Raw genomic sequence first — 25,935 nt, forward strand, 5'->3', positions numbered from 1 at the left:
GGTCGTGGCAGAACAGACATCACTTCCAGCGGGCACCGGCGAAGCACCCGGCGCACCCCACGGCAGCACGACCGTCCACGGGGCGCGGCCAGAGGCGGCAGAGGCGAAGCCGGAGGTCGCCGGGGCGGCATCGGACGCGGTCGCGCCGACGCCGGAGGCCGCCGCGGCGAAGCCGGACGGGGCCGTCGTACGCGATGCTCTCGGCGTCGGTATAGCCGTCGGGCTCTCCGGCTTCGCCTTCGGCGTGACCTCGGCCGGCTCCGGACTGAGCCTGTTGCAGACCTGCGTGCTCAGCCTCGCCGTCTTCACCGGTGCCTCGCAGTTCGCCCTTGTGGGCGCGCTCGCGGCGGGCGGCAATCCGTACACCGCCGCTGCCGGGGCCTTCTTCCTCGGGGTACGCAACTCGTTCTACGGCCTGCGGCTCTCGCAGCTCCTCGTGCTTCCGCGCGCCCTCCGTCCCTTCGCCGCCCAGTGGGTCATCGACGAGACCACAGCCGTGACACTGCCGCAGCCCACCCGGCGGGCCGCGCGGATCGGTTTCGCCGTCACCGGGCTCACCCTTTACGTGCTGTGGAACCTGACCACGCTGCTGGGGGCCCTCGGCGCCGAGGCGCTCGGTGACACCGGCACCTGGGGGCTGGACGCGGCGTCGCCCGCGGTCTTCCTCGCCCTGCTCGCGCCGATGCTGAAGAGCGCCACGGAGCGCGTCACCGCCGCAATCGCGGTTCTGCTCGCGCTCGGACTGCTGCCCGTGCTGCCCGCAGGCGTCCCCGTCCTGCTGTCCGCGCTCGCCGCACCCGCTGTTCTGTTCCTGAGCGGACGACGGAAGGGAACGGGCCGGAGCGAGACCGGGACGGTACCGGGCCGGGGCGAGGCGGGGACGGTACTGAGCCGGGGCGAGTCCACGACGGACGAGTCCATGACGAAAGAGATCACGTTGGACGAGTCCATGACGGGCGAGATCGCGACGGAGGAGTCCATGACGGGCGAGAACGCGACGGAGGAGGGCCGGTGAACGTCTGGATCGCCATCGCGCTGACCGCCGTCGGCTGCTACCTCGCCAAACTGCTCGGCCTGCTCGTGCCCGCCGGTGTGCTGGAACGTCCGCTCGCGCAGCGCCTCGCCGCGCTCCTGCCCGTGGCGCTCCTGGCCGCCCTCACCGCACAGCAGACATTCGGCGACGGGCAGCACCTGACGCTGGACGCCCGGGGTGCGGGGCTTGCCGTGGCGGCCCTGGCACTGGTCCTGCGCGCGCCTTTCCTCGTGGTCGTAGGAGCCGCCGTGGTCGTCACCGCGGGGGTACGTGCCCTCGGTTGGGCGCCTTGACGAGACACCTGGGTAAGTCACATGTGTAAGGGGCTCGGTTCCTGGGACTGAGCCCCTTACACATGTACTCGTCGACCCGTTCAGTGCACTGCGAGGCCCATCGGCGCGGTCTCCGCCACGTCCAGCCGTGCCGCGTCCTTCTCCGGCCGGAGAAAGCAGACGGCGAGCACACCGGCCGGCGCCACCAGCCCCGCCATCAGGAGATACGCCGAGTGGTAGCCCGTGGGAACGGAGGCCGCCGCATCGACCGTCCGGCCTGTGACGAGCGGCGAATTGACGGCGCCTCTGTCCGCCGGCGGTCGCCGACGTGTGGCAGTGCTGGGTCAACGGGTGGCGACGGCCAAGCTGACCACGTAGTGCTCCTCGATCATCCGGTTCGGGAAGACCTCGGCCAGGAGGGCGCGCTCCTTGGCGATAAAGGTGTTCGTCGCCTTTTTGCCGAGGACGAGGAAGTCGGAGTAGCTGGCGAGGTTGGCGAGATGCATGTCGAGAGGGACGCTCCGGGTCCACGACACGTGCCGGTGGACGAAGCCGAGCTCGGGCGGCAGTCCGCGGAACCGGGCCATGGGGTCGTGAGGGCTGTCGTCGGCACCGAAAAGCCGACGCAGGCGCGCGTCCTGGTCGGCAATCCACGGAACGGTGCTGTCCGAGTCGTTCCACCAGAGGGCGAGTGCACCACCGGTGCGCAGGACTCGGAGAGCTTCCGGGACGGATTTGCGCTGGTCGGTCCAGTGCCAGGCTTGGGCATATGTGAGGACGTCGATGGAGGCGGAGGCCAGTGGCAGGTTGTTGCCGTCCCCGATCACCAGGGGGACCTCGGGCAGGCTGAGACGGAATTGAGAGGCCATCCCGGGGCCGGGCTCGACCGCGATGACGTTCGCACCGCGGGCCCGGAGAAGCATCGTCGCCAGTCCGGTGCCGGCCCCGACGTCGGCGACGCGGGCGCCCTTCAAGGGGGAGCCGGTGAGTTCCTCGACCGCGTCGAGCAATTCGGACGGGTAGGAAGGACGGCTCGCAGCGTAGCTGGCGGCAGCCGTGTCGAACGAGCGGGCCTGCGAAGTGATGGTCATACGAATATTGTTGACGGCTGCAGGTACTTGGCGCCGTACTTTTCTGCCTTTCCTCCGACAGCAGATAGTCACCGGGGACGTCGGCGGATGTAGCAGCGTGACGGCTCGCCGCCCACACGAGGGCGGCGACCGTTGAGACAGGGTCGTCGGACGCCAGCCGGCCCTCGCTTGCTCTCCGGCTCGCGCTCGGGTGGTGGTGAGGCGGTAGGAGTCGGTGCCGATGCCGACACGGAAGGCATACGCGTGGCGCCACGATACGGGCGTACGGCGCGCGGTTTGCGGTTGGTGGTTCGCTGGGCAACTTCGCAGGTCGTACGGCTCACAGCGCCCGGGAAACAGGCCACGGTGCCCGGACCCGGACGGGGGCGCCCGATGCCCGATGCCCGGGCCCGGATCCCGGACACGACGACCGCAGGCCCGCCCGTCCGGTCTCAGTCGAGGCTGCGTCCGTGGGCCCGGAGGGTCAGGAGCGCCTTGAGCGTCACGAGGGGCCGCCCTTCCAGAGCCGTCCCCGGCGCCCACTGCCGCCAGTTCACCGGCCAGCCGCCGTCCGCCTGCTGCTCCGCCGCAAGGTGGTCGAGCGAACGGGCCAGCTCCTCGTCGGTGAACCAACCGCGGGCGAGCGACTCGGGGGTTCGGGCGTAGTCGTACGGGAAATGCTGCTCGCCCGGTGCGTATCCGGCCGCCACCGGGTAGTCCGCGCGCCGCTCCGGATCCAGCACGGCGAGCCGCTGTTCCCGCACCAGGCGCCCGAGCCGGTCGGCCGCCGCCTCCGCACGGGCCCGGTCGGGGGCGCCGTCCAGAAAGGCGAGCGCCGCCTCGATCTCGTACGGATGCGACCGGTCCAGGGCCTCGACCGCCGCCCAGCAGAAGTCGGTCGCCCGGAACAGCCAGGCGTGCCATACCGCATTGCGGTGCAGGAGCCCGACGACCGGGCCGGTGGCCAACAGTTCCGCGGGCGGGTCGTCGACGATCGGGATGAACGGCGCGGCCGGATAGCCGCGCTGCGACGGCAGGAGAGCGGGCAGCGCCCCTTCCTTGGTGGACACCTCGGTCAGGAAGCGGCAGATCCGTTCCACCCGCGGTCCGTCGCAGCGGCCGATGTAATCGAGGACATTGAGCGCGTGGGCGGTGTGCAGCGGCTGACTGACGGGGCCACGCAGATCGGGTTCGAGCGCGTGGCCGTATCCGCCGTCCTCGTTCAGATAGGCGGCGAGTGCGGTCTCCACGGCGTCCGCACTTCCTTTCAGGAAGTGATGGGCGAACCGCCGCTGTTCCAGTACACGGGCCGTGAGCCAAATGAACTGCTCAGCACGGTCGAGGGGACTTGTTCCGGTTCCAGCCATGGACCGACCGTAGGGCGGTAAGCGCTCTCGGCAGGGCGTAGCGGCCCGGCTGCACCCTCAGGAGCGGGATACTGACGTCATGCGGTTGACGATTTTCTGGGAACGGATGGCTGACCACTTCGGCGCGGGGTACGCCGATTCCTTTGCGCGTGATCATGTGATGGCCGAGCTCGGCGGGCGGACCGTGCACCAGGCACTGGCCGCCGGCTGGGATGCCAAGGACGTCTGGCGAGGCGTCTGCACGGCGGTCGACATCCCCGCCGACAAGCGCTGATCCCCGGCTCGTCAGCGGCCGGACCTGTGATGCTGTCCGGGGCGGGCGGCTGTTTGTCACAGCTGTAGGCGAGACTGGATCCGTGCCACCGACAGACGAGACAGCCCAGACCCAGACACCGTTCTCCCCGCCCACCCCTCCCGCCCCGACGGCCGCGCCGTCCGGCAGTGGGCCGGCCCGCATGCCGGCGTGGCTGCCGCGTGCCATGGTGCTCGCCCTGGCGCTCTACGCCTGTTTCCAGCTCGGCAGCTGGGCCTTCGACCAGCTCATCGGGCTGCTGATCAATGTGCTGATCGCGTTCTTCCTGGCGCTTGCCATCGAGCCCGCGGTAGGCCGGATGTCGGCGCGTGGCATGCGCCGCGGCCTCGCCACCTTCCTGGTCTTTCTCATGGTGCTGATAGCCGCGGCCGGTTTCGTCGTGCTGCTCGGCTCGATGCTCGCGGGCCAGATCGTCGACATGGTCGAGGGGTTCCCGAAGTATCTGGACTCGGTGATCAACTGGGTCAACCAGAACTTCCACACCGAGCTCTCCCGGGTCGAGGTCCAGGACAGTGTGCTGCACTCCGACTGGCTGCAGAAGTACGTCCAGAACAGTGCGACCGGAGTGCTCGACATCTCCACCACCGTGATCGGCGGGCTGTTCCGTCTTCTGACGATCTTCCTGTTCTCGTTCTACTTCGCCGCCGACGGCCCCCGGCTGCGGCGTGCCCTGTGCTCCGTACTGCCGCCCGCCAGGCAGGCAGAGGTGCTGCGGGCCTGGGAGATCGCGGTCGACAAGACCGGCGGTTATCTCTACTCGCGCAGCCTGATGGCGCTCATCTCCGGGATCGCGCACTACATCCTGCTGGTGATCCTCGGTGTGCCGTACGCGCCCGCGCTCGCGATCTGGGTCGGCCTGGTTTCTCAGTTCATCCCCACGATCGGTACGTATCTGGCGGGCGCCCTGCCGATGCTGATCGCGTTCACCATCGACCCCTGGTACGCGCTGTGGGTGCTCGGCTTCGTCGTGGTCTACCAGCAGTTCGAGAACTACGGGCTGCAGCCCAAGCTCACCTCCAAGACCGTCGACATCCATCCGGCTGTCGCCTTCGGATCGGTCATCGCGGGTACGGCGTTCATGGGTGCCGTGGGTGCGCTGATCGCGATCCCGGCCGTCGCCACGCTCCAGGCGTTCCTCGGCGCCTATGTGAAGCGGTACGACGTGACGGACGACCCGCGGGTGCACGGCCGCCGCCACCAGCGGCGTGGTGAGCCGGCGCTCACCCGGCTGCGCCGGTCCTGGCGGACCGCCGAGAGCGATGACGCCCGCAACGGACAGGACAGGACCCCGGAGCCGGATCCGGAACGCGCCTGACCGCCTCACCGCTGCTGGTGTCGTCGTCGGTGGAGCCGAAGCTCACCTCGACGGTGTCCGCGTGGAGGCGGCGGCAGGTCTCCCAGTCCCAGTCCCAGTCCCAGTCGCGGACGTCGGCCGAGGTGAAATGCTCGTGCACGACGATCAGGATGCCGTTGCAGTCGCTCATGGTGGGCCCCTCACGCTGCCCGGCCGGGCAGCGGCGCCACACTCGCGGACGGCTTCCCGACCGTGTGGGGCACCAAGGCCCTCACTCGGCGCGACGGCCTTTCATGGATCATGGACCGAACTCCGGGAAATGCCTGGCCGGTGACCTCGCAGCGTGTTGTGGGCGCGGTATCCGGAGAGCCGTCGCGGCTCGGTGGCCGGTCGTGCGCTCACCCGGCCGGATACCGCGCCGACTGGCCAGGCGGAGTGTTCAGAGCACGGTGGCGTGCCGGCAGCAGATCGTCGACGTCGAAATCCACAGGCCGTTCGACCACGCTCCGGGGAGGATGCTTCCTGTGAACCATGTACTGTGCGGGCTCGCCGGCAATGCGGCCCTGCCCTTCGAGCTGGTCGACCGGCTGATCGCAGTCGCGGACGCGGACATCGCCGAGGGCCTCGCCCGTCGTGCGGACCTCAGCCATGAGCAGGCGGTCGCCCTGGCCGCGCGGGTCGAGGAGAGCGCTGTGCGACTCGCGTACGAGGGCCTGCTGACCGCCGCAGACATCGATCCCGTCACACAGCCGCAGGCCGCGCTCGCCCTGCTCGACGAGTGTGCCGGTGAGCTGGACTGGGCACGGCTCTTCGCTGCGGACCCGGATGCCGAACGCCGGGAGAAGCTGGCCGCCTGCCCCGGACTTCCCCCCGATGTGCGGGAGACGCTTGCCGCCGACCCGGACGTTCGGGTCGTCGCCGAACTCGCGTTGTGGGCGACGGCGGACGTGGCAGCCCGGCTCGCGCGGCATCCGCACGCCGAGGTCCGCCGCGCGGTGGCGGCCAACGAGGCGACGCCACCGGACGTGCTGGCGATGCTGATCACCGGCAAGGGGCTTCCTCCGGCAGAGCGGTGCCTGGTCTGCGACGACGAGGAGACGCCCTTCGTGCACGATCCGCAGTGTCCGCGGCTCGACTGCGAGCTGCGGTCCGGAGCCTCATGCGACGGCTCCCACGAGTCCACCGTCCACGAGACGGCGGAGCAGGCGCTGGGGAACCCTGCCACGCCTGTCGAGGCCCTCCTCCGGTTCGCCGGCCACTCTTCGACGGTGCTGCGCTGCCGGCTCGCCGCCCGCCCGGACCTGCCGCCGGAGGCAGGGGCGCGGCTCGTCGCTGATTCCGTTCCCGGCGTTCGAGCCGAACTCGCGGGGAACCCGGCGATCGGCGAAGCCCTGATCCGTGTGCTGGCTGTCGACCGCGGCCACGACGTGCAGCGCAGACTCGCGCACAACCCCCGCGTACCGCTCGACGTGCTCTCCCGCCTGGCCGCCGCCGTCAAGATCGGCCCGACCCTGCTGCCGAGGATTGCGGCCGCCTCTCCCGCAGAGGTCAAGGAGCTTTCCGCGTCGTCGAATCCGGCTGTGCGGATGCTCCTGGCCGAGCGGCGAGACCTGCCGGCCGAGATCCGCGACGTGCTGGCCGCCGACCCCGACGCGAAGGTGGCCAAGTCCGTCGCGCCGCACCCGGGCCTCTCGGAGGCTCAGCTGCGGAGCATGGTTGAACGCCACGGGGTCCGGGTCGCCGCCAAGGTGGCGGCCAACCCGGATGTACCGCCGGCACTGCTTGCGGACCTGACCAGACATGTACCGCCGGTCAAGAAGGCACTGCGCGAGGTCGCCCGGCGCCGCGATGCGGCGGGCCCGGCGCTGCTCGCCTGCCTGGCGGACAGGCGGGCACGGCCGATAGCCGCCGGGCATCCGGCCCTGCCGCCGCAGGCCGTCGTCGAACTGCTCGCCGACGACGACTGGCGAGTGGTCGAAGCGGCTGCCGCCAACCCGTCGCTGCCGTCGGCCGTGATGGCGGAGCTGGTGCCTGAGCCGAGCGGGGCTGGTGCCTGAGCCGAGCGGGGCGAGCGGGGCATAGGTCCAGCGCCGCGCGCCGCCCGACCGTGTGTATCGCCCCGCAGGTGCTCCGGCCTCAGGCGTCGAAGCGGCGGCGGGCGGCCTCGATGTGGCTGAGGTACTGGTGGGTCCAGCCGCACATGCCGTCGACCGTCGCCCGGAGGCCCTGGCCCGACTCGGTGAGGGTGTATTCGACCCGCGGCGGCACGGTGGGGTGCACGGTGCGCTCGACCAGACCGTTGCGCTCCAGCATGCGCAGGTTCTGGGTGAGCATCTTGTGGCTGATGCCCTCGATCTCGTTCCGCAGCTCGCTGAAGCGCAGGGTGCCCTCACCGAGAGCCTCGATGATCAGGAGCGCCCACTTATTGGCGACATCGGAGAAGACCTCCCGCGCCAACGAGTCCGCGCGCCTCAGGTCCGCCTCCTCGGGCGAGCCCCCGAACTGCTTGGTCACCATAAGGTTCCCCAGTCACTGAAAAGTGCGTTCTTCCAGGTCAGCGGCCACTCTCCTACAGTTCCCGAGTAACCGCAAGAGACCGAGAGTGTCTCGGTCGGTACGCGAACCCACGTGCGCTCATGACTCGGTACGCGAGCCCGCGTGCGCTCATGACAAGGAGGCAGACAGCATGGCCATCACCCTGGTTAACCCCAGCGGATTGCCGGAGATCCCGGTGTACCGGCAGGTGTCGATCGCGAGTGGGGCGAAGCTGGTCTTCATCGCCGGGCAGGTCGCGTGGGATGCCGAGGGGGTCACGGTCGGCGAAGGCGACCTCGCCGCTCAGGTCGAGCAGAGCTACCTCAACGTCGGCACCGCACTGGCCGAGGTCGGCGCTTCCTTCGACGACGTGGCGAAGCTGACCGTCTACGTCGTCGACTGGACCCCCGACAAGATGCCCCTGCTCCTGGAGGGAATCGCCCGAGCCTCCGCGAAGCTGGGCACCACCCCGAAAGCGCCGGCCACGCTGATCGGCGTGGCGACGCTGGACGTACCTGATCATCTGGTCGAGGTCGAAGCCACCGCGATCATCGACTGAACGGGATGCTCTTCGCTCCCTGGGCGCCGAGGCGGCCGGCTACGGCGTTCAGGGGCCGACCAGCCTGCTCGGTCACATCGCCGACCGGCTCGGAGCGGTGCGCTTGACACTGAAATCGAACATCCATTCTCATGGGATTCCGGCCGGGTTTTCCCGGGCCCGACCGTGGAGTTGTCCACAGGCCGGGAGGACGTCGAGGCCCATTGTCAGTGGCAGGGGTTAGCGTCTTTGACGTGAAGCGATCGACTCAAGCAAATCGGGTGGAACCCATGGCAGGAACCGACCGCGAGAAGGCGCTGGACGCCGCACTCGCACAGATTGAACGGCAATTCGGCAAGGGCGCGGTGATGCGCCTCGGTGAGCGGCCGAACGAGCCCATTGAGGTGATCCCCACCGGGTCGACTGCCCTCGACGTGGCCCTCGGCGTCGGCGGCCTGCCGCGCGGCCGCGTGGTGGAGGTCTACGGACCGGAGTCCTCCGGCAAGACGACGCTGACGCTGCACGCCGTGGCGAACGCGCAGAAGCTCGGCGGCTCGGTGGCCTTCATCGACGCGGAGCACGCTCTCGACCCCGAGTACGCGAAGAAGCTCGGCGTCGACATCGACAGCCTCATCCTGTCCCAGCCGGACAACGGTGAGCAGGCTCTCGAAATCGTGGACATGCTGGTCCGCTCCGGCGCCCTCGACCTGATCGTCATCGACTCCGTCGCGGCGCTCGTACCCCGTGCGGAGATCGAGGGCGAGATGGGCGACTCGCACGTGGGTCTGCAGGCCCGCCTGATGAGCCAGGCGCTCCGCAAGATCACCAGCGCGCTCAACCAGTCCAAGACCACCGCGATCTTCATCAACCAGCTCCGCGAGAAGATCGGTGTGATGTTCGGCTCGCCGGAGACCACGACCGGTGGCCGGGCGCTCAAGTTCTACGCCTCGGTGCGCCTCGACATCCGCCGGATCGAGACGCTGAAGGACGGTACCGACGCTGTCGGAAACCGCACCCGCGTCAAGGTCGTGAAGAACAAGGTCGCGCCGCCCTTCAAGCAGGCCGAGTTCGACATCCTCTACGGCCAGGGCATCAGCCGCGAGGGTGGTCTGATCGACATGGGCGTGGAGCACGGCTTCGTCCGCAAGGCGGGCGCCTGGTACACGTACGAGGGCGACCAGCTCGGCCAGGGCAAGGAGAACGCCCGCAACTTCCTCAAGGACAACCCCGATCTCGCCAATGAGATCGAGAAGAAGATCCTTGAGAAGCTGGGTGTCGGTGTCAGGCCGGATGCCGATGCCGCCGAACCCGGCGCGGATGCGGCAGGCGGCGCAGCGGCTCCGGCCGACAGCGCGAAGTCGGTGCCCGCTCCGGCCGGCAAGAGCAAGCCGGCCAAGGCTGCGGCGGCCAAGAGCTAGACCGTGACGCGTCGTACGGAATGGCCGGTCAGCGCCAGCGACCCTGGTGCCGGTCCTGGTCCCGAATTCGCTGCCGGATACACGGCCGGGTCCGAGGGCGCGTACGAGCCGGAGGCCGGTCACGGCAGCGGCTCGCGCACCGGATTCGGCGAGAGGGAGGGGCGTCGTGCTCGCTCCCGCTCCAGAAGCAGCGGCTCCCCTTCCTCGTCGAGGGCCGAGAAGGGGGAGCCGCGAGACCCGGTGGAGCAGGCGCGCAACATCTGTCTGCGGCTGCTCACCGGGACACCGCGCACCCGGAAGCAGCTCGCGGACGCCCTGCGCAAGCGGGAGATCCCGGATGAGGCGGCCGAAGAAGTGCTGTCGCGCTTCGAGGACGTCGGGCTGATCGACGACGCCGCGTTCGCGGATGCCTGGGTGGAGTCCCGGCATCATGGCCGAGGGCTCGCCCGCCGCGCTCTTGTCCGCGAGCTGCGCACCAAGGGGGTGGACTCCGCAGTGATCGACGAGGCTGTCGGGCAGCTCGACTCCGATCAGGAGGAGGCGACCGCCCGTGAGCTGGTCGCGCGCAAGCTGCGCTCCACTCGTGGCCTGGACCGCGACAAGCGGCTGCGCCGCCTTGCGGGCATGCTCGCCCGCAAGGGGTACGGAGAAGGGATGGCCCTGCGCGTGGTGCGGCAGGCGCTGGAAGAGGAGGGCGAGGACACGGAAGGCCTGGACGAGCCTTTCTGACCGGCGGTTCGAGGGACGTTCGCATGGGACGGCGGCCTCATGGGGAACGCAGGCGCCAGGGGGCGGGCCGCCGGGGCAGGACGGACCTACGTAGGCGGGTGGGGCGGCAGGGGCGCCGGAGCCGCTGCTGTTGCCGAAGAGGTTGCCGTGACTGAAGAAACTGCCGTAGCTGAAGAGAACTGCCGTAGTTGAAGAGAGCCGCCGTAACTGAAGAGGACTGCCGTAGCTGAAGAAGGCTGCCGTCATCGAAGAAGCGAACGGGCCGTTTCCGTAGTCGCGGTGTCGCCCGCATGTTGTGATCTCACCCGCACGCCTTCGAGAGGTCTGCGCGGTTGCGGGAGCAGCGGGTGCCTGAGCACCAGGCGGACCGGTTTTCGCGGACCGGCGGGCCGCGGCCGCCGCCGCCGGGCCGGTCGAGGGGCTGAACACCCAGACGTCCCCGGACTCGGCAAGGGCGATGCCGTAGGGATTCCGTCCTCGGATCCCCGGACCTCCGATCGGCCCGGTGGCGGAGACGTCGTGATCCGTGCGGACGCGGGAAGTACGGGCCGTTCCCGTGAGTGGGTACGTGGTACGTGCAGGTGGGGACGGGTTTGGGGTGCCGCCGGGGGAGAAGGGCGCCATCAACACGGAGAAGCGTCGATCCGGGTGGGCCACCCGATCCTGAGGTCGGCGTACGCGCCTGCTGGGATGTCGCGGGCGGTAGGAGCAGTGAGTCCGGCGGGCGTCAGCGGGCCGCGACCGGCGTGCGGACCACCGCGTGCGGGAGCCGTCGGACGGTGCCGGCACGGTGCGGGCGCGGGGCGGACACCGTCCGACGGTGCTCAGCGCTGCATGGCCGCCGAGGTGCTCCGGAGACCGGCCGTCGCGATGACGGCGCCCAGCAGGCAGAGCACACCGGTGACGGCGACGGCCGTGTGCACACCGTTCATGAACGCCTGGCCGCTGCCTTCCACGACGGCCGCCCGGAGCCGGGCGGGCATGTCGGGCGAGACCGGAGCGACCCCCATCGCCACCGCGTCCCCGGCCCCGGGGCTGTTTCGCCTCCGGTGGGGAGGCGGCGGGCAAGGCGGTGGTGGACGGCATGAAGGCGCCTTGTCTGTCAGGAGTGCTACGCGAAGCCAGGAGTGCTACGGGAAACAGGGAAGGGCGGACGGGGCGGGTCTGTCTCCGGGCACGGGAGATCCCCACGTGCACGGAGACGGCCGTGCGCGCGTTCGGTCGAGCCCCCGGTAAGGGGATCGCGGGGCTATTCGGCGGCGGGCACGGGGCGCAGATGACGAGTGAGCGACGTCAGCGCACCGACGGCCGAACCGAGTGCGTCCATCTCACCGTCGGTGAGGGACTGGAGGGCCTGGGACAGGTGGGCGCCCTCAAGACGCCGGACCTCGGCCAGCTCCCGCCGCGCCCTCGCGGTCGGATGCAGATGGGCGATCCGCTTGTCCCCGGCGTCCTGCCGGCGCTCCAGCAGCCCCTGCTCGGTGAGCTGGGAGACGAGGGCACTGACGTTGTTCGGCCGCATGAGCAGGGCGTCGGCGGCCTCGCGCACGGTCGCCCCCTCCTGCTGCGACACGAAGCGCAGCAGTGCGAGTTGCCCCTCGGGCGGCTTGGGCTGCTCGAAGTCCTGGGCGACCCGCCGGTCGAGAGCCCGGTTCAGCGCGGGCAGGCATGCCGCGAGGGCAGAGGCCACACGGTCGAGGTCCTGGGCGGACGCGCGGGAATCGGGCATGGCCCGAATGGTAGTTCTGAGAATATAGGTATGTCGAAAGATATTTCTGTGCGCGACGCTCGCGCGGCGACGGACGGGCTCCTGTTCCCGTGCCCGGAGCGCCCCGGCCGGTGCACCGGGTGGCGCTCAGCGCACGACGTCGCCCCGGCGGGCATCGGCCCGCGGGGCGGCGTCGGCTGCTGAACGGGGCGGAAGCGGGATCAGACTTCGGCCGCGGCCTGCTCGGGCGCGGCGGCCCTGCTCTTTGCGTCGACGCCCGAAGCGGCGCGGACGGCCGGGATGACGCTCGCGATGGCCGCGGCGATCAGTGCGATGCCGCAGCCGATCATCAGGCCCGTGCGGAAGCCGTTCTCGGAGGTGAAGCTGTGTCCGCCCATGGTGACCGTCATCTGGGAGAGGACCACGCCCATCACGGCGGCACCGACCGAGGTGCCCAGTGAACGCATGAGGGTGTTGAACCCGTTGGCGGCGGCGGTCTCGGAGAGCGGCACCGAACTCATGATCAGTGCGGGCATCGATCCGTAGGCGAGGCCCACGCCGCTGTTGATGACCATGAGGGCCAGCATGAGGCCCCACGCGGAGCCCATGAGCACGAGCGACAGGCCGTACCCGGCGGCCAGCACCAGGACGCCGCAGATCAGGGTGAACTTCGGGCCGCGGGCGTCGGTGAGCTTTCCGCCGAACGGCGAGACAATCATCATCATGATGCCGCCGGGTGCCATCCACAGGCCGGCGGCCAGCATCGACTGGCCCAGGCCGTAGCCGGTGGCCTCCGGAAACTGGAGCAACTGCGGCACGACCAGCATGCTCGCGTACATGCCGAAGCCGACGAAGACCGAGGCGATGTTGGTGAGCAGTACTCGGGGGCGGGCCGTGGTGCGCAGGTCGATCAGCGGCTCCCGCGTGCGCAGTTCCCAGGCGCCCCAGGCCAGCAGGATCACGACGGCGGCGGCGAACAGCCCGAGGGTGGTCGCCGAGGTCCAGCCCCAGTTGGCGCCCTTCGACACGGCGAGCAGCAGGCAGATCAGTCCGGTGCCGAGCCCGGCCGCGCCGAGGGTGTCGAAGCGCTGGCCCTTGGCGCCGGCCGGGATGTCGGGGATGAGGAACCAGATCGCGACGGCGATCAGCGCCGCCAGGGCGGCGGAGCCCCAGAACAGCACGCGCCAGTCGGCGTACTGGGCGACCGCCGCGGCGATCGGCAGGCCGAGCCCGCCGCCGATGCCCATGGAGGCACTCACCAGCGCGATGGAGGAGCTGAGCTTCTCCGGCGGGACCACGTCACGCAGCAGGGCGATGCCCAGAGGCACCATGCCCATGCCCATGCCTTGCAGCCCACGCCCGATGATCATGGGGACGACGGAGGAGGCGAGGGCGCAGACCACGGAGCCGGCCACGAGCGGCACGGAGCACGCGAGGAGCATGCGGCGCTTGCCGATCAGATCGCCGAGGCGTCCGGAGATCGGTACGCAGATCGCCCCCGCCAGCAGGGTGACAGTGATCACCCATGCCGCGTTCGACGGCGAGGTGTGCAGGATCTGGGGCAGCTCCGCGATGAGCGGAGTGACCAGTGTCTGCATGATCGCGGCAGTGATGCCGGCGAGGGCCAGCGTGGCGACCACACCGCCGGTGCGGGCCGTGGGCTGGGGGGCGTCCATTCGGGACTCCAGGAGGTGAGGGGGCTGCCGGGCGTCATTCGCTCGCCCGGAGCCAAAAGTAAACATCTGCTTACATGGACGCTAGGGCAGGCGCGGGAGTGAGGTCAACATCTGTTTACACAACGGCGCGGGCGGTACCGTTCGAGCAGAGAGAGGACAGCCATGAAAGCCAGCAGTTCCCCGGCAGGTCCCGCGCCCCTGGCGCCTGCGGACGACAGCCCGCCGCCATCCCGGCGCGGTGCCGGTGCCAGGACCCGTGGGCTCCTGCTCGACTCGGCCCGCCGACGGTTCGCGTACGACGGATACGCGGCCACGACCGTGCGCGACATCGCCGACGACGCCGGCGTCAATGTCGCGCTCATCAACCGTTACTTCCGGTCCAAGGAAGGTCTCTTCGAAGCCTGTCTGAAGGCGGTCATCGACGAACTCGTCCACGCGGCGGGCGCGGTGGCCGACCTGGAGCAGATTCCGGGGATCATCGCGGGCCACACCGCGGGCGTGGTCGCCACGGACGGCCCCAGGGACGCCCTTCTCCTGCTGCTGCGTTCCTCCGGCGACGAGCGCACCGAGGAGATGCGCACCGGCCTGCTGCGCATGTTCAGCGAGCGGCTCGCCTCGGTGGCCGGATGGCGGCCCGGAGACCCCGACGGCGACGGGCTCCTCCTGCGCGCCCAACTCGTTCTGTCCGTGGCCTTCGGCATCACGGTGCTGCGGGCCTCTCCCGGTCTGGAGCCGCTCGCCTCGGCCACCGCGCAGGACCTCGCGGAGCCGCTGCGCGAACTGGTCGACGCGCTGCTCACCCGTCGCTGAGGCGCGGCTCCGCGTCCCGGTCACGGGCTGGGACGCGGAGCCGCGCGCCCTCGGCGAAGGCCGTGCCCGCGGTGTCCGTGCCGACGCGGATCACTGCCCGGCGCGGGCGGCGCGGGCGATGGTGGCGTCGATCAGGGCGAGTGCGTCCTCGGCGGTTCGGCCGGGGCAGCGGTTCCATGGTCCGATCAGACCGGTCCAGCCTCGGGAACGGAGCTCGGTGACGAGCCAGGCGCCTGCCCGGTCCACGGTGTCGAGGGAGCCGTAGCCCAGGCGGTGGGCGGTGACCAGAGCACCGCAGACGCACCGGGCGCCGCGCGCGTTGCGGAGCCGGTACGGGGTGTTCTGCCAGCCCCACTCGGTCAGGATCTGCCGTGCGTAGGCGAGGTGGGTGGAAGGCCGCACCTCGGGCTGCCCGATGCGCCGCCAGGAGTGGAGCCGGTCGGGGAGGATCGCGCCGAGCCGCCCGGGGAGGGGCCGCTCGCGCGGTGCGGTGGCCGGCAGGGCGCGCACGGACTCGGCGATGAGCTGATCGACGGGTACGGACAGCAGGTCGCGCCAGTCGGCCCGCTGACGGACCGTCGGACGGTCGGTGGCGCAAGGGGAGGCGGGGGGTTCGGGTTCGGCGGCGGTGAGCTCCCAGCCGGTGACGATCCGCTGCCAGACCTCGGTGTCGTGGAGGCGAGCGGCCTGGGCATCGAGCTGATCAGGGGTCAAGGTGGGCGTCGGCATGGGTGCGAAGTCTCCGTCACGTCGGTCCTTGGCGTTGAGCCGAATGTCCGTCGGGTACGGAGATTGCTCCACCGGAGCGTGGCGTTCGGGTGTGTCGGGGCGGATTCGGGGAACCGGCGAGCGGGGCACGGGTCCGGTCCCCGCACCCCGGAGACCGGTGGTACCGCGTTCATGGGGCGCCGGGCCCGCTCCTCGGCGGATGCCCACCCGCAACCTGAGCGGACAACCCCCGTGCGACCACGCGTGCCTGAAAACCGAGCGGACGCCCACGCCGGGACGTGGCCCTCACCCGCGCACGCCCGGGTCCGCAGCAGGCCGACCTCAGCCGACAGCTCCCGCGTCACGTCTCGACCGGCAGTCCCGCCTCCGGCCCCGTGCGTCACGTCTCGACCGGCAGTCCCGCCTCCGGTCCCGTGCGTCACACCTCGACCGGCAGTCCCGCCGAGCGCCACGCCTGGAATCCGCCGATCAGATCGGTCGCCCGGTGCAGCCCCAGCAGCCGCAGGGACGCGACGGCGAGGCTCGACGCGTAGCCCTCGTTGCAGACCACCACGACCTGGAGGTCGTGGCTCACCGCTTCCGGGGCCCGATGGCTTCCCAGCGGGTCGAGCCGCCACTCCAACTCGTTGCGCTCGACCACCAGCGCACCCGGAATCAGTCCGTCCCGCTCCCGCAGCTTCGCGTAGCGGATGTCCACGAGAAGCGCCCCGGCCGCGGCAGCGGCACGTGCTTCGTGCGGGCCGATCCGGACGAAGCCGGCCCGGACCCGTTCCAGCAGTTCGTCGATCCCGACCGGTGCCGCGTCACCCCGAGGGCTGTCGCTCACTGCCAGTCCTCCGGCCGTTCGACCTGTTCGAGACGGAGTACCGCGCCGGAGCGGCTGTAGCGCCGGATCCGCGGCAGCGGCGGGTAGTACGCATGGACGGAGACGGCGTGTTCCGTGGCGGACTCGTTCAGCACCTCGTGGACGTGGTGGCGGCCGAACGCCCTGCCCTGGCCGGTGGCCAGCTGCCGGGAACGGTCGATGCCCCCGGTGAGTTCGAGGGTCTTCCAGCCGTCGGTGGGCAGCCGGGCGGCGAGTGACAGTTCCTTGAGGGTGCCGGCCGCGGTGGTGAAGGCGCCGATCGAGTCGGCGTGGTCGTGCCAGCCGGTGCCGGTACCCGGCGGCCAGCCGATCAGCCATGCCTCACTGCCGCCGGGACCTTCGAGCTGGATCCAGGTGCGGCCCTCGGAATCGAGGGGCAGTGAGGCGACGGCCTCGGCGTCGGCGGCGACACGGCGGACGAAATCGAGCAGTTCCGCGGCGGTCGGACCGGAACCACTGCCGGAAGCGGGCGCGGAGGGGTGTACAGAGGGTGACGACGGGGCAGACATGGAGACCGTCCTGAGAGTTCGCGCGGAGGCACGGCCGTACGGCAGAGCGCACGCCGTGGCGGGAAGAGGCGATTCAGCAGGACGGGCGACACACGCAGCCCGCATAGCGGACGAGGTCCATATGGACCCTCCGCCACAGGCACACATCGGTGTCGGTCACGTTCCGGAGTAGACCATGTCCGTCCGCAGCGGTCAATTGATGCCCGCAGTCTGGTCGGAGCGTACGGAGGCGCGCGCGGCCCCGCCCCGCACCGCGTCTGCCGCGGCGAAGAGTTCCTGGGGCCGTACCCCGCCGAAGGACGCCACGAGATGACCGTCCGGCCTGATCAGCAGCACGGTGTGGGCCGCCGCTCCCGGATAGCTCTCGGTCACCAGCAACTCACCCTTCACCGGCAGCGCGTCGACGGCCGCGACCAGCCGCGGCATGACGCCGGCGGTCATCCAGTGACGCCGGTCCCACACTCCCGTCCCGGGCGCCACCAGGACCACCAGGAGATGCCCCTGTCCCAGCCGCTCGCGCAGCCGCACGGTCGTGCCGTCGGGTGCCGTGACCCGCACATCGGTGACCGGCGCACCCGGGGGCGTACCGACGGATGTGTGCGCCTCGGCGCGTGGGGGCGCAAGGGGCGAGTGCGCGTAGGAGGGGGGCGCACCGAGGGGGCCACAGCCCAGATGTCCGTCGGTGAGCAGCGAGTCGTGCCCCCGTGCGCTCCCCGGTACCAGGGTCCGCAGACCTCCGCCGCCGCGCAGTATCGGCAACGACTGGTCCGCGGCGCGCAGCCGTGCGGCGACAGCGGCCCGTCGCTCGGCCTGGTAGCTGTCGAGCAGTACGTCGGAGGCGCCGTGGTGCCAGGCCTGGGCAAGTTTCCAGGCCAGGTTCTCGGCGTCCCGCAGCCCCTCGTCGAGCCCCTGGGTGCCCAGCGCGCCCAGCAGGTGGGCGGCGTCCCCGGCCAGGAAGGCCCGCTCGACCCGCCAGCGCAGGGCGAGCCGATGGTGCAGCGTGTACACGCCCGTGTCCAGCAGTTCGTACGGCGGTGTCTCGCCGCACCAGCCCTCCAGGGTGTCCCGGATGCGGGTGATCAGGGCGTCCGGAGTGACGAGCTCGCCGCGTGGCGGCAGCAGCCAGTCCAGCCGCCAGACGCCGTCCGGCAGCGGACGTGCCGTCACCTCGGCGCCGCCGGTGCGCCACGGCGGCAGCCGGTGCAGCACGGCCTGTCCGGGCCAGGGAAGCTCGGTGCGCAGTGCCGCGACGGCGTGCCGCTCCACCGCCGTACGCCCGGGGAAGCGGATGTCGAGGAGCTTGCGCACAGTGGACCTGGCGCCGTCGCAGCCCACCAGGTAACTCCCGCGCCACCAGGTCGAATTCGGCTCCCGGGTGTGCACCGTGACCCCGGACGGATCCTGCTCCAGGGTGTCGATCCGGCTGTACGGGGCGACCTGCACCAGCTCCTGAGCGGCCACCGCGTCCCGCAGCCCGCGCGTCAGGACGTGCTGCGGCAGATGGAGCGGGGCGGGCAACGGATCGCCGTCGGGGGAGTCCCCGTCGAGCCGCAGCTCACGCACGAGCTGCCTGCGCCGCATCGATCGCCAGCCGGACCACCGGATGCCCTCGTGCCGGAGCGCTTTGCAGCCGAGCCGTTCCACCAGCGCGGCGGTGTCCTCGCGCAGCACCACCGTACGGGCCGGGCGCGTCTCGTCCTTGGCCGGATCCTCGTCGAGCAGGACGGTGGGGACGCCCTGGGCCGCCAGGGCGAGCGACAGAACCAGGCCGACGGGCCCGGCGCCGACGACGATCACCGGGTCCACGACGAGGCTCCTTGAGTTCGTGCGGACGACGCAGAAGAAGCAGGCGACGCAGAAGAAGCGGACGACGCAGAAGAAGCGGACGACGCAGGCGCCGCGGGCGAAAGGAGCGAATGGTGCCAGTGAGGCGTAGGGGACGGAGGCGGTGTGGCGGCGGGGGCTCGGTGCGCGATCACAGAACGTATGCAACCTACTGCCGGTGCCCGCGTCAAGCGACACCGGACGGCGGCGAGGGGCGGTGGCTCATCTGCCACCGCCCCTCGGAACACCGTGCGACGAGCCGTCAGACGGCGCGCCCGTCATCGACGACGAGCGACGGCGTACCGACGGTCTCGGGTGCGCCCCCGGGTGCGGTGCCCTTTTCCTTCTTGTTGCGCCGGAGCCACTGCTCCAGCCAACTGGCGAAGGACGTGAGCGCGAAGTTCAAGGCAATGTAGATCAGGGCGATGATCGTGAAGCAGGCGATCGTGTTCGCGCCGTAGTTCGCGCTCATCGGGCGGACCGACGCCAGCAGTTCGGGGAACGTCATCATGGCGCCGCCGAGCGCGGTGTCCTTCACGATGACGACGAGCTGGCTGACGATCGCCGGCAGCATGGCCGTCACCGCCTGCGGCAGCAGCACCGACAGCATGATCTGGTTCTTGCGCATGCCGAGTGCCTTGGCCGCCTCCGCCTGGCCCTTCGGCAGGGTCTCGATCCCGGCCCGCACGATCTCGGCGAGGACCGAGAAGTTGTACAGCACGAGTCCGGTCACCACGGCGTACAGCGGACGCACATCGGTGCCGATGGTGGTGTACTCCGCGTACACCGCGTTCGCGGTGATCATCAGGATCAGTACCGGGACGGCGCGGAAGAGCTCCACGACGAAGCCGGCCGGCATCCGTACCCAGCGGTGGTCCGAGAGCCTGCCGATCCCGAACAGGGCGCCCAGCGGCAGCGCGATGATCAGGGCGAAGAACGCCGCCTTGAGCGTGTTCTGGAGGCCCGGCCAGATGTACGTGTGCCACGGCTGGGGGCTGGTGAAGAAGGGCTTCCACTTGATCCAGTCGAGCTGGTGCTTCTCGGCCAGGCCGTCGTAGACCCACCACACCACGGCCGCGGCGCACAGGACGAACAGCACCGTGTAGAGGATGTTGCGCTGCTTGGCGCGGGGCCCCTGGGCGTCGTAGAGGACGGAACTCATCGCTTCACCGCCACCTTCTTGCTCACCCAGCCGAGGATCAGGCCGGTCGGGAGGGTCAGGACGACGAAGCCGAACGCGAAGACCAGCGCGATCAGAATCAGCTGGGCCTGGGCCTCGATCATGTCCTTCATCAGGTAGGAGGCCTCGATGACGCCGATCGCGGAGGCGACCGTGGTGTTCTTCGTCAGTGCGATCAGCACGTTGGACAACGGGTTGACCACCGCGCGGAACGCCTGAGGAAGGATGATCAGCCGCAGTACCTGAGTGAAGCTCAGCCCGAGTGCGCGCGCCGCCTCGGCCTGGCCGACCGGCACCGTGTTGATGCCGGAGCGCAGCGCCTCGCAGACGAAGGCGGCCGTGTAGGCGACCAGGGCGAGTACGGCCAGCCGGAAGTTGATGTCGTCGACGACGTCGGCACCGAGCATGACGCCCAGCGTCTGGTACAGACCCAGCGACGAGAACACGATGATCACGGTCAGCGGAATGTTCCGGACCACGTTCACGTACGCGGTGGCGAAGCCGCGCATCAGGGGGACCGGGCTGACCTTCATGCCGGCCAGCAGCGTTCCCCATATGAGGGAGCCGAGGGCGGAGTAGACGGTGAGCTGCACCGTCACCCAGAAGGCCCCCAGCAGGTCGTAACCTTCAAGAAAGTCGAACACGATCTCCCGCGCTTCCGCGTGTAGGAGGGCACGGCACGCCGCCGTTCACGGACGGCGTGCCCGGTCAGCCCTGCTTCACTTGACGATGTTGCCGATCTTCGGGGCGGGGTCGTTCTTGTAGTTCGCCGGGCCGAAGTTGTCCTTCACTGCCTTGTCCCAGGAACCGTCCGAGACCATCTTGGTGAGCGCGTCGTTGATCTTCTTCTTGAGGTCGGCGTCGCCCTTCTTCAGGCCGATGCCGTAGTTCTCGTTGGTCATCTTGAAGCCGGCCAGCTTGAACTTGCCCTGGAAGTTCTGCTGCGAGGCGTAGCCCGCCAGGATGCTGTCATCGGTGGTCAGCGCGTCGATGACCTTGTTCTCCAGGCCGGTCAGGCACTCCGAGTAGCCGCCGTACGTCTGGAGCTGCGCCTTCGGCGCCAGCTTGTCCTTGACGTTCTTCGCCGAGGTCGAGCCGGCGACCGAACACAGCTTCTTGTTGTTCAGGTCGGCCGGGGACTTGATCGAGTCGTCGTCGGCGCGGACCAGGATGTCCTGGTGGGCCAGCAGGTACGGACCGGCGAAGTCGACCTTCTGCAGGCGCTCGTCGTTGATCGAGTAGGAGGCGGCGATGAACTTCACGTCACCGCGTTCGATCGCCGTCTCGCGGTCGGCGCTCTTGGTCTCCTTGAAGTTGATGTCCTTGGCGTCGTAGCCGAGTTCCTTGGCCACGTACGTGGCGACATCGACGTCGAAGCCGGTGTACTTGCCGTCCGGGGTCTTCAGGCCGATGCCCGGCTGGTCGATCTTGATGCCGATCGTGATCTTCTTGCCGCCGCCCGAGCCGCCGTCCTCCTTGTCGGAACCACAGGCGGTGGCGGTCAGGGCGAGGGCGAGCACAGCGGCCGAGGCGGCGGTGACCTTACGAAGCTGCATGGTGAATTTCCCTAGAGTTGACGCGATGTGAGCGATCGACCGGTCCGGGAACCGGTGGTGCAGGATCAATCAGTGGTGAAGGATCTTCGACAGGAAGTCCTTGGCCCGGTCACTGCGCGGGTTGCTGAAGAACTGGTCGGGCGTGGCCTCTTCGACGATCTTTCCGTCCGCCATGAAGACGACGCGGTTCGCCGCTGAGCGCGCGAAGCCCATCTCATGGGTGACGACGACCATCGTCATGCCGTCCCGGGCGAGTTGCTGCATGACTTCCAGCACCTCGTTGATCATCTCCGGGTCGAGCGCGGAGGTCGGCTCGTCGAAGAGGATCACCTTGGGGTCCATCGCCAACGCCCGCGCGATCGCCACACGTTGCTGCTGGCCGCCGGAGAGCTGGGCGGGGTACTTGTCGGCCTGCGTCGCCACGCCCACCCGGTCGAGCAGTGAACGGGCCTTGTCCTCGGCGGCCTTCTTGTCCGTCCTGCGGACCTTGACCTGGCCCAGCATCACGTTCTCGAGCACCGTCTTGTGCGCGAAGAGATTGAACGACTGGAAGACCATGCCGACATCGGCGCGCAGCCTGGCCAGCTCCCTGCCCTCCTCGGGCAGCGGCTTGCCGTCGATCGATATGGCGCCCGAGTCGATCGTCTCCAAGCGGTTGATCGTGCGGCACAGCGTGGACTTCCCGGACCCGGAGGGCCCGATGACGACCACGACCTCGCCACGGGCGATGGTCAGGTCGATGTCCTGGAGCACATGCAGCGCGCCGAAGTGCTTGTTGACGTTGCTCAGTACGACAAGGTCGTTCGCCGCAGGTGCGGCGTCCTCGGCGCCCTTGGTCACTGAAACTCCGCTCATCGGCTTCTTGCTCCGTCCTCCTCGGTTGGGAAGGACCCTAGTGACGCAGTGCAACGAGCGTCATTACATCTGAGCGGAAATTGAGGATAACGATCCGGCGGCAACCGGACACTCCGTGTGAAGGGGACGGCCGGCGAGGTGCCCGGGGCGTACCGGGTGGATAACGGATGGCTCGATGCAATGGGCGGGCCCTTGACTGACGTACCCGTCATCGGAGTGGATGCCCTGGTACGCCATGACGTGAAACACCTCGATACGGGGAAGTGACGAGAGGCGTACGAGAAATCGCACCGACACCGCACCCGTGGGAACCGAACACCGAGCCCACGGGAACCGACACCGCACCTTCGGAAGGGGGGCCATGAGACTGCTGCTCGTCGAGGACGACAACCATGTCGCGGCCGCCCTCTCCGCGATCCTCGCCCGGCACGGCTTCCGGGTGGTGCACGCGCGCAGCGGCGAGGAAGCCCTGCGGGCGCTGCTGCCGACCGGCACGGAGCCCTTCGGTGTCGTGCTCCTCGACCTCGGGCTGCCCGACCAGGACGGCTACGAGGTGTGCGGGAAGATCCGCAAGCGCACCTCCACCCCGGTGATCATGGTGACCGCGCGCGCCGATGTCCGGTCGCGGATCCACGGTCTCAACCTCGGGGCCGACGACTACGTGGTCAAGCCGTACGACACCGGCGAGCTCCTCGCCCGTATCCACGCCGTCAGCCGCCGCAAAACGGCCGGTGAGGACACCGTGTCCACACCCGTCGCCGCTCTGCGCCTCGGGCACGTCCAGATCGAGCTGCCCACCCGCCGGGTCAGTGTCGACGGGTCGGAAGTCCAGCTCACCCGCAAGGAGTTCGACCTCCTCGCGCTGCTCGCCCAGCGCCCCGGAGTGGTCTTCCGCCGGGAGCAGATCATCAGCGAGGTGTGGCGCACGAGCTGGGAGGGTACGGGGCGCACGCTCGAAGTGCACGTCGCGTCCCTGCGTTCCAAACTGCGGTTGCCCGCACTGATCGAGACGGTGCGCGGGGTCGGCTACCGCCTCGTCGCCCCGTCCGCGTAGAGGCGTACGTCCCAGGTGCGCACCCGGCTGCTTCCCCTGCTCATCATTCTCATGGCGAGCGTGCTGCTCGCCCTCGGCTTCCCGCTGGCCGTCAGCGTCGCTGCCGCCCAGCAGCAGCGCGTCGTCATCGACCGCATCGACGACACGGCCCGGTTCGCCGCACTCGCCCAGTTCGTCGCCGAGCGGACCCCCGGTTACGAGGAGCGGCGCCGCATCCTGCGGAGCGAACTCGACACGTACGCGTCGGTGTACGGCATCCGCTCCGGTGTCTTCTACCGCGACGACAGCGCCATGGCGAAGGCGCCGGCCACCTGGCAGCTGCCGATCGAGGGGGAGGGGAGAGAGGCGTTCAAGGAGGCGCTCCTGGGGCGTCGCAGCCACGATCCTCCGCAGGTCTGGCCCTGGCAGAGGGGCAGGGTCGTCGTCGCCTCACCCGTCGTACGGGACGGGGACGTCGTCGCCGTCGTGGTCATCGACTCGCCCACCGCCGAAATGCGCGCACGCACGCTGCGCGGCTGGTTGCTCATCGCGGCCGGCGAAGCGGTCGCGATGCTGGTGGCGGTCGGCGCCGCGATCCGGCTCACCGGCTGGGTGCTGCTGCCCGTACGGACCCTGGACGCGGCCACTCATGACATCGCCAGCGGCCGGATGAGGTCCCGGGTCGCGGCCTCCGGGGGGCCGCCGGAACTCAGGCGCCTGGCCCGTTCGTTCAACGAGATGGCCGACAATGTCGAGGACGTGCTGGAGCAGCAGCGTGCCTTCGTCGCCGACGCCTCGCACCAGCTGCGCAACCCCCTTGCCGCGCTGCTGCTGCGGATCGAGCTCCTCGCGCTCGAACTCCCCGAGGGCAACGAGGAGATCGCCTCCGTACGCACGGAGGGCAAGCGCCTCGGGCAGGTCCTGGACGACCTGCTCGACCTGGCGCTGGCCGAACACGCCGCGGCCGATCTGCGGCTCACGGACATGGGCGCGCTCACCGCGGAACGCGTCGCGTCCTGGCGGCCGGTCGCCGAGGAGAAGGGCGTACGGCTCAGGGCGGACGGCTCGTCCGCCGTAGCGGCCTGGGCGGACCCCGTCGCCCTGTCGAGCGCCCTCGACGCCGTCATCGACAACGCCCTGAAATTCACCCCTGCCGGTGAAGAGGTCCTCGTCACGGTCGCCGCCGGGCGTGACGACGTCACGGTCGTCGTCGCCGACCGCGGACCGGGCCTCACCGCACAGGAGATGGAGCGCGTCGGCGACCGCTTCTGGCGCAGCGCCCGGCATCAGAACGTGCAGGGCTCCGGCCTCGGACTCTCCATCTCCCAGGCCCTCCTGGCCGCGGGCGGGGGCTCGATCGGCTACGCCGCCCACGAGCCGCACGGACTGCGGGTGACGGTGTCCGTGCCGCGCCAGGGCCCACAGGGCTGAGCGGGAGCGGGGAAGTGGCCGCCGGGATCAGGGCTTGACCGAGCGGTAGTACCGCCTGGCCCCCTCGTGCAGCGGCAGGGGATCGGTGTAGATCGCCGTACGCAGGTCCACCAGCTGGGCCGCATGCACCTCGCGCCCGATCCGGTCCCGGCTGTCGATCACGGTCCGGGTGAACGCCTCGGTCAGCGCCGGATCCGTACGGTCCGTGGTCACCAGCACATTGGCGACCGCCACCGTCGGCACCGCCTGCCCCTGCTGCGCGCTGTGATAGGCGTCGGCGGGCATCACGGCCGACCGGTAGTAGCGGGCCGAACCGCCCACGGCCTGAAGCTCCTTGATCAGCGGGGCCTCCAGCGGCACCAGCCGGATCGCGAACCGGTCCGACAGCTCCTGCACGGCGGAGGTGGGCAGCCCGCCGGACCAGAAGAAGGCGTCGAGCAGGCCGTGCTCCAATTGCCCCGGCATGGTGTCGATGCCGTTGGGCACGGGCGTCACATCGTTCGCCGGATCGAGACCGGCGGCCGTCATCAACCGGTCGGCGACCAGCCGTACGCCCGAACCCGGCTGCCCCACCCCGACGCGCTTGCCGATCAGGTCGGAGACCTTCCGCACCCCGGAGTCCCGGGGCACGACCAGCTGGATGTAGTCGTCGTAGAGCCGCACACAGCCCCGCAGCCGGGCCGCGCCGGGCCCGCCGCTGCTCAGATAGGTGGCCAGGGCATCGGTGGTGGCGATGGTGAAGTCGGCCTTCCCGGTCGCCACCCGCGCGATGTTCTGCTGCGAGCCCTCGCTGGTGCGCAGCCGTATCGACACCTGGGGCAGATCCTTGGCCAGGTCCCCCTTGAGCCGCTCGCCGTAGCGCTGGTAGACCCCGCTGCGCACGCCGGTGCTGAAGGTCAGCGTGCCGCTCGGAGCCGGCTCCCCGAGCGGGAGCAGCCACCACAGCACCAGCCCGAGCACGACGACGAGAGCGGCGCACGCCTGAAGCCTGCGCAGCCGGCCGATACGGGACAGTGCCTGGAACATGGCGGCGATCCTGCCAGCCCGTCCCGGCGATGACCAGGGCCGGACCGCCGCGGTCCCGGGACCGCGGCCCCGTACCCGGCCGAGGGGCCGTGATCCCGGCCGGCGGGGTATTCATCAGTGGGGCCCGGCCGGAGCCCTTACCCTGGACGGGTGAGCGGCAACGA

General features: G+C 70.1%; 26 protein-coding genes and 1 pseudogene. 11 read left to right on the plus strand and 16 right to left on the minus strand.

Annotated elements, in window-relative coordinates:
- Positions 1–4 precede the first annotated feature (4 nt).
- Together ACIOMQ_RS29145 and ACIOMQ_RS29150 are read left to right on the plus strand one after the other, a co-directional pair.
- Positions 5–1,015, plus strand: coding sequence for an AzlC family ABC transporter permease (locus tag ACIOMQ_RS29145; RefSeq protein ID WP_402191054.1), 1,011 nt, complete (start codon positions 5–7; stop codon positions 1,013–1,015).
- Positions 1,012–1,326: an AzlD domain-containing protein gene (locus tag ACIOMQ_RS29150; RefSeq protein WP_401757649.1), complete on the plus strand. Its 315-nt coding sequence runs from the start codon at positions 1,012–1,014 to the stop codon at positions 1,324–1,326. Before ACIOMQ_RS29145 ends, ACIOMQ_RS29150 begins: the two co-directional genes overlap by 4 nt.
- Before the next feature lie 323 nt (positions 1,327–1,649).
- On the opposite strand, the gene ACIOMQ_RS29155 is transcribed toward ACIOMQ_RS29150, so the two are convergent.
- On the minus strand, positions 1,650–2,396 hold the full coding sequence (locus tag ACIOMQ_RS29155) for a class I SAM-dependent methyltransferase (protein WP_401263496.1): 747 nt from the start codon (positions 2,394–2,396) through the stop codon (positions 1,650–1,652).
- Positions 2,397–2,827: 431 nt separating this feature from the next.
- The gene (locus ACIOMQ_RS29160) at positions 2,828–3,742 is read right to left on the minus strand and encodes a hypothetical protein (protein WP_362203332.1); all 915 of its coding nucleotides are present in this window, start codon (positions 3,740–3,742) and stop codon (positions 2,828–2,830) included.
- A 79-nt stretch (positions 3,743–3,821) separates the two neighbouring features.
- Between ACIOMQ_RS29160 and ACIOMQ_RS29165 the strand changes: the two genes are divergently transcribed.
- The 3 genes from ACIOMQ_RS29165 (at position 3,822) to ACIOMQ_RS29175 (ending at position 7,406) form a co-directional block, all read left to right on the plus strand.
- Positions 3,822–4,016, plus strand: a complete 195-nt coding sequence (locus ACIOMQ_RS29165) for a DUF3046 domain-containing protein (protein WP_362203334.1) — start codon at positions 3,822–3,824, stop codon at positions 4,014–4,016.
- A gap of 181 nt (positions 4,017–4,197) precedes the next feature.
- Entirely contained in the window at positions 4,198–5,370 is a 1,173-nt protein-coding gene (locus ACIOMQ_RS29170) for an AI-2E family transporter (RefSeq protein WP_362203709.1), read from the plus strand.
- 503 nt (positions 5,371–5,873) lie between these two features.
- Positions 5,874–7,406: a hypothetical protein gene (locus tag ACIOMQ_RS29175; RefSeq protein ID WP_402191057.1), complete on the plus strand. Its 1,533-nt coding sequence runs from the start codon at positions 5,874–5,876 to the stop codon at positions 7,404–7,406.
- Positions 7,407–7,485: 79 nt separating this feature from the next.
- Here the strand turns inward: ACIOMQ_RS29175 and ACIOMQ_RS29180 are convergent, their stop codons facing one another.
- Positions 7,486–7,866 carry a winged helix-turn-helix transcriptional regulator gene (locus tag ACIOMQ_RS29180; RefSeq protein ID WP_401935965.1) on the minus strand — a complete coding sequence of 127 codons (381 nt, stop codon included), beginning with the start codon at positions 7,864–7,866 and terminating at the stop codon, positions 7,486–7,488.
- Positions 7,867–8,035: 169 nt separating this feature from the next.
- Between ACIOMQ_RS29180 and ACIOMQ_RS29185 the strand changes: the two genes are divergently transcribed.
- The 3 genes from ACIOMQ_RS29185 to recX all read left to right on the plus strand — a co-directional run bounded on the left by ACIOMQ_RS29185 (position 8,036) and on the right by recX (position 10,569).
- A complete protein-coding gene (locus ACIOMQ_RS29185; protein WP_401935968.1) occupies positions 8,036–8,443 on the plus strand; it encodes a RidA family protein in 408 nt (135 codons plus the stop codon).
- Positions 8,444–8,712: 269 nt separating this feature from the next.
- Positions 8,713–9,840: a recombinase RecA gene (gene recA, locus ACIOMQ_RS29190; RefSeq protein ID WP_362203345.1), complete on the plus strand. Its 1,128-nt coding sequence runs from the start codon at positions 8,713–8,715 to the stop codon at positions 9,838–9,840.
- Between the two features lie 3 nt (positions 9,841–9,843).
- Positions 9,844–10,569 (plus strand): recombination regulator RecX, encoded by a 726-nt coding sequence (gene recX / locus ACIOMQ_RS29195; RefSeq protein ID WP_401935972.1) that lies wholly within the window; start codon positions 9,844–9,846, stop codon positions 10,567–10,569.
- Positions 10,570–11,393: 824 nt separating this feature from the next.
- Here recX and ACIOMQ_RS29200 read toward each other — a convergent pair.
- The 3 genes and pseudogenes from ACIOMQ_RS29200 to ACIOMQ_RS29210 all read right to left on the minus strand — a co-directional run.
- Positions 11,394–11,597, minus strand: a pseudogene (locus ACIOMQ_RS29200) (MFS transporter); the annotation flags it as partial.
- A 221-nt stretch (positions 11,598–11,818) separates the two neighbouring features.
- Positions 11,819–12,298, minus strand: a complete 480-nt coding sequence (locus ACIOMQ_RS29205; protein WP_362203351.1) for a MarR family transcriptional regulator — start codon at positions 12,296–12,298, stop codon at positions 11,819–11,821.
- A 200-nt stretch (positions 12,299–12,498) separates the two neighbouring features.
- Positions 12,499–13,953, minus strand: a complete 1,455-nt coding sequence (locus ACIOMQ_RS29210) for an MFS transporter (RefSeq protein WP_401263499.1) — start codon at positions 13,951–13,953, stop codon at positions 12,499–12,501.
- A 162-nt stretch (positions 13,954–14,115) separates the two neighbouring features.
- Between ACIOMQ_RS29210 and ACIOMQ_RS29215 the strand changes: the two genes are divergently transcribed.
- Positions 14,116–14,763, plus strand: a complete 648-nt coding sequence (locus ACIOMQ_RS29215; RefSeq protein WP_362203357.1) for a TetR family transcriptional regulator — start codon at positions 14,116–14,118, stop codon at positions 14,761–14,763.
- 90 nt (positions 14,764–14,853) lie between these two features.
- Here the strand turns inward: ACIOMQ_RS29215 and ACIOMQ_RS29220 are convergent, their stop codons facing one another.
- From ACIOMQ_RS29220 to ACIOMQ_RS29260, 9 genes are all read right to left on the minus strand, one after another.
- Positions 14,854–15,492: a hypothetical protein gene (locus ACIOMQ_RS29220; RefSeq protein ID WP_362203360.1), complete on the minus strand. Its 639-nt coding sequence runs from the start codon at positions 15,490–15,492 to the stop codon at positions 14,854–14,856.
- A gap of 418 nt (positions 15,493–15,910) precedes the next feature.
- Positions 15,911–16,318 (minus strand): rhodanese-like domain-containing protein, encoded by a 408-nt coding sequence (locus tag ACIOMQ_RS29225; RefSeq protein WP_401263502.1) that lies wholly within the window; start codon positions 16,316–16,318, stop codon positions 15,911–15,913.
- Positions 16,315–16,866, minus strand: a complete 552-nt coding sequence (locus ACIOMQ_RS29230; RefSeq protein ID WP_362203366.1) for a cysteine dioxygenase — start codon at positions 16,864–16,866, stop codon at positions 16,315–16,317. Before ACIOMQ_RS29230 ends, ACIOMQ_RS29225 begins: the two co-directional genes overlap by 4 nt.
- Positions 16,867–16,939: 73 nt before the next feature.
- Positions 16,940–17,026, minus strand: coding sequence for a putative leader peptide (locus ACIOMQ_RS29235; RefSeq protein WP_356936238.1), 87 nt, complete (start codon positions 17,024–17,026; stop codon positions 16,940–16,942).
- Positions 17,027–17,058: 32 nt separating this feature from the next.
- Positions 17,059–18,672, minus strand: coding sequence for an FAD-dependent monooxygenase (locus ACIOMQ_RS29240; RefSeq protein WP_401757743.1), 1,614 nt, complete (start codon positions 18,670–18,672; stop codon positions 17,059–17,061).
- Positions 18,673–18,952: 280 nt separating this feature from the next.
- Positions 18,953–19,852 (minus strand): amino acid ABC transporter permease, encoded by a 900-nt coding sequence (locus tag ACIOMQ_RS29245; RefSeq protein ID WP_401757661.1) that lies wholly within the window; start codon positions 19,850–19,852, stop codon positions 18,953–18,955.
- Positions 19,849–20,514 carry an amino acid ABC transporter permease gene (locus tag ACIOMQ_RS29250; RefSeq protein ID WP_362203375.1) on the minus strand — a complete coding sequence of 222 codons (666 nt, stop codon included), beginning with the start codon at positions 20,512–20,514 and terminating at the stop codon, positions 19,849–19,851. Before ACIOMQ_RS29250 ends, ACIOMQ_RS29245 begins: the two co-directional genes overlap by 4 nt.
- Before the next feature lie 75 nt (positions 20,515–20,589).
- A complete protein-coding gene (locus tag ACIOMQ_RS29255) occupies positions 20,590–21,426 on the minus strand; it encodes a glutamate ABC transporter substrate-binding protein (protein WP_362203378.1) in 837 nt (278 codons plus the stop codon).
- Positions 21,427–21,495: 69 nt separating this feature from the next.
- A complete protein-coding gene (locus ACIOMQ_RS29260) occupies positions 21,496–22,281 on the minus strand; it encodes an amino acid ABC transporter ATP-binding protein (RefSeq protein WP_362203381.1) in 786 nt (261 codons plus the stop codon).
- Positions 22,282–22,642: 361 nt separating this feature from the next.
- Between ACIOMQ_RS29260 and ACIOMQ_RS29265 the strand changes: the two genes are divergently transcribed.
- Positions 22,643–23,335 carry a response regulator transcription factor gene (locus ACIOMQ_RS29265; RefSeq protein WP_362203384.1) on the plus strand — a complete coding sequence of 231 codons (693 nt, stop codon included), beginning with the start codon at positions 22,643–22,645 and terminating at the stop codon, positions 23,333–23,335.
- A gap of 15 nt (positions 23,336–23,350) precedes the next feature.
- Complete coding sequence (locus ACIOMQ_RS29270) at positions 23,351–24,745, plus strand: HAMP domain-containing sensor histidine kinase (protein WP_362203387.1); 1,395 nt, start codon at positions 23,351–23,353, stop codon at positions 24,743–24,745.
- Between the two features lie 27 nt (positions 24,746–24,772).
- On the opposite strand, the gene ACIOMQ_RS29275 is transcribed toward ACIOMQ_RS29270, so the two are convergent.
- A complete protein-coding gene (locus tag ACIOMQ_RS29275) occupies positions 24,773–25,771 on the minus strand; it encodes a TAXI family TRAP transporter solute-binding subunit (RefSeq protein ID WP_362203390.1) in 999 nt (332 codons plus the stop codon).
- Between the last annotated feature and the right edge of the window lie 164 nt (positions 25,772–25,935).

The organism is Streptomyces sp. NPDC087845 (assembly GCF_044742755.1).
GTDB lineage: Bacteria > Actinomycetota > Actinomycetes > Streptomycetales > Streptomycetaceae > Streptomyces.